The sequence below is a fragment of the uncultured Campylobacter sp. genome, assembly GCF_937997595.1.
Classification (GTDB): domain Bacteria; phylum Campylobacterota; class Campylobacteria; order Campylobacterales; family Campylobacteraceae; genus Campylobacter_B.
Map to the genome: position 1 here is coordinate 1 of NZ_CALKTS010000091.1, position 2715 is coordinate 2715.

General features: G+C 37.3%; 4 protein-coding genes and 1 pseudogene. All 5 read right to left on the bottom strand.

Annotation, left to right across the window (positions count from 1 at the left end):
* Nucleotides 1-418: 418 nt before the first annotated feature.
* Nucleotides 419-811, bottom strand: coding sequence for a phytanoyl-CoA dioxygenase (locus Q0614_RS03320; RefSeq protein ID WP_298786515.1), 393 nt, complete (start codon nucleotides 809-811; stop codon nucleotides 419-421).
* 106 nt (nucleotides 812-917) lie between these two features.
* Nucleotides 918-1397, bottom strand: coding sequence for a hypothetical protein (locus Q0614_RS03325; protein WP_298786516.1), 480 nt, complete (start codon nucleotides 1395-1397; stop codon nucleotides 918-920).
* A 92-nt stretch (nucleotides 1398-1489) separates the two neighbouring features.
* Complete coding sequence (locus Q0614_RS03330; protein WP_298786517.1) at nucleotides 1490-2050, bottom strand: hypothetical protein; 561 nt, start codon at nucleotides 2048-2050, stop codon at nucleotides 1490-1492.
* Nucleotides 2051-2074: 24 nt separating this feature from the next.
* Nucleotides 2075-2359 carry a hypothetical protein gene (locus tag Q0614_RS03335; protein ID WP_297949011.1) on the bottom strand — a complete coding sequence of 95 codons (285 nt, stop codon included), beginning with the start codon at nucleotides 2357-2359 and terminating at the stop codon, nucleotides 2075-2077.
* 111 nt (nucleotides 2360-2470) lie between these two features.
* Nucleotides 2471-2715 (bottom strand): annotated as a pseudogene (locus tag Q0614_RS03340) (hypothetical protein); the annotation flags it as partial.

The window sequence follows — 2715 nt, forward strand, 5'->3', positions numbered from 1 at the left end:
AAAAGACGGCGCCGTAAGGCGAAACGCGATCAAGCTCTACCGCGAAAGCGGCGGCGATATGGCGGAATTTCACAACAAGCTGACGAGCGAATACAAACACGCAGGGCCTGAAATTTACAAAGAATTTAAAGAAAAACTCGTCGGAAAGATGATCTAGGCGCTTCGGGCACTGGAGTTTGAGGCGCAGCGATAGTACGCGTCGCGACATAGCGGCTAGAGCACGACCTGGCGGCGTTAGATTGAGTTACGGCGCGTAATATGGTACGGCGCAGCATAAGCGCAACCGAAATAAAGCTATTTACTTGCGCGACATCTATTTTATTTTGCCGTATATAATCAAGCAGAACCCAGGCGCTTAGACATAGCAGCAGAGTAAAGATATATAGGACAAATTTCATTCTGCTAGGTCTAATCCGGACTAATCATAATTAAAGTTATATGGTTCGTAGCCGAAAATATGCAATGTCTTTAAAGCCAGCTCTCTGATCTCTATCCAGGATTTGTTCTGATAGACCAAGCAATAGCCATCTTCTTCCCCCTTTAATATACTGTCGTCTTCAGTGTACTTATCTATGAGCTCCTTAAGTTCTCTTAGCGCATCCCTCTCGTATGGTAAAAAACAAAATTTAAATTGCTCCAATAGGGCATTTTTACAAAAATCATATAGCCAATCTATCATCTCCGCAGGGTCTTCGTAACATTCATTTGTGATATGTATTAGATACTTATCCTGATATTCCAAAGAAGCCATTCGGCTTAAATTAAACATAAGCCCGCCTTTCTCAAATATCTCTTTTCCGTTAATTTGCATTTGGGTTTCCTTTTATTGGGATGTGAGTTCACCCACATTATATCGTAATATATTTTTAAGATTCTCGCGTACTTAAATTTATTTCTCATTGCTACTTCATAGTCCTCTAACTTCGAATTTCTATTTGAATATCAAGTAAGTCATCGTAATCTTGGTATTTGGCGGTCTCCGAGAGCGTAAATTTTATCACGTCTAGCAGCTGTTTAGCCAAATCGCTGTATTTTTTCTTAAATGCATTAAAATTTAAGAAAATCAACTTTAAATCGTCTCGAACGCCTTGCTTATTTTTTAAACCATATCGTGAGTTTTCTTCTTTTTCCTGGATATATTCGCTATAGCTTTCCCACTCGTCTTTATCTTTATATTGCTCCCACTCTTCCTCGCTATATTCTTTCCATTCCTTAAATCGCAGAAACCAAAAGAAGTCCGCGAATGCATCAGGGCCGATACGCAGCGGCAAAGACAGCTTTTCGGATAAATATGAGTATAACTTATGCTCTATTACTTTGGGGCAATAATCATGCCATTCATCAATATATCTTCTGTCGTTTTGCAACTCATCAAAGTCAATCACTGCTTCTATCATTTTTCCCCGCCTTAACTATACTAACGCATATTTTCTTTAAATTCTAAAAATCAAATAAGCGTAGATTAACGCAAACTCGCCTTTATTAAATTTTAGTATAAATCAGACCAAAAAGGCACATACGGGCATTCTCTGACCGGCTTAAGAGGATTTTTGCTAAATTCCCTCAAAAAGTAGTCATATAAATTTTCTCCATAACAGATCACATCGGTATAGTGTATAGATAAGACCGGCGGATCCGGCAATTTAAGACACGGCATATATCTATGAGAATATATAGGTATAATCTTGGGTGCAATTTTGGCTGCTTCTAGTATGACGACTCGCTTGCGAGATTTGTCTTTGGGCATCGGACCCCATTTTTGCGTATTCCAATAGTTCTCATTTGGAAAAATTTCATCAATAGGATCGTTTTTTAAGTGCTCAAAGACGTAGTTCATAGCCTGCTTTATCTCCTTTATATTTTCATCGCTAAAGTCTCTCCAATTATAAAATTCTACCGAAATGGGCAATGTATATGATAAAAAATCTCTTAGGCTTTTTGGAAATTTAAACTCATAAATTTGCTCTATTTTGTCTATTTCGCTCTCTTTCAAACCATCGCTCAATTCTATACCGCTCTTTTCTAACAGCTCTTTTATTTGCTTGTACATATTCTATTTTTCCTTATAAGGCTTTTAGTCGTAGTTGAGGTCATCCAAATCGTATCCGAAAATATGGATTGTTTTTAGAGCTAGCTCGCGTAGTCCGCAAAAGGTACTATTGTGGTATATAAAGTCTTCGTAGTCTGCCATAGAAGCCCTTTCCTCTTCTTTCCAAAATTTTGAATCACACTCTGCAAATTTATCTAGCATTTTAACTATCGCTTTACGCTCCTCTACGCTGAAATAAATTTTATTTGATTCCACTAGAGCTATTTTGCAAGCACTCTCGCAATCTTCTATTAAATCTATGCACAACAAATACTTATCCTTTGTGGGGTTGAGCATATATTTTTCTTGGCATTTTAATGAAGCAAGGCAGCATAATTCTCTTAATAATCTTTCTTTTATCGACATTTATTCTCCTAAATTTTATATTCCATACCACTTAGTTACATTTCCTTCTTCATCGATATCGACCTCTATGTGTTCGTATTTGTTGCAGAGGCTCGGAATTAAAATTTCATTATAATATCTTTTGCCGCATTCTGTGATAAACATATACATATTATGATGGCACCACCGATTCGGCTCCTCCCAAAAGGCGCAGTCTGCGTAAGTATAATTTTTTAGAGGTTCGTATGAGCGGGCTACAAAATTATCTAAATTATAAAAGA

What these genes read in the sequence shown, in the direction of transcription:
- Q0614_RS03320 (WP_298786515.1), bottom strand. Translation starts at nt 811, where the DNA reads ATGCAAATTAACGGAAAAGAGATATTTGAGAAAGGCGGGCTTATGTTT.
- Q0614_RS03325 (WP_298786516.1), bottom strand. Translation starts at nt 1,397, where the DNA reads ATGATAGAAGCAGTGATTGACTTTGATGAGTTGCAAAACGACAGAAGA.
- Q0614_RS03330 (WP_298786517.1), bottom strand. Translation starts at nt 2,050, where the DNA reads ATGTACAAGCAAATAAAAGAGCTGTTAGAAAAGAGCGGTATAGAATTG.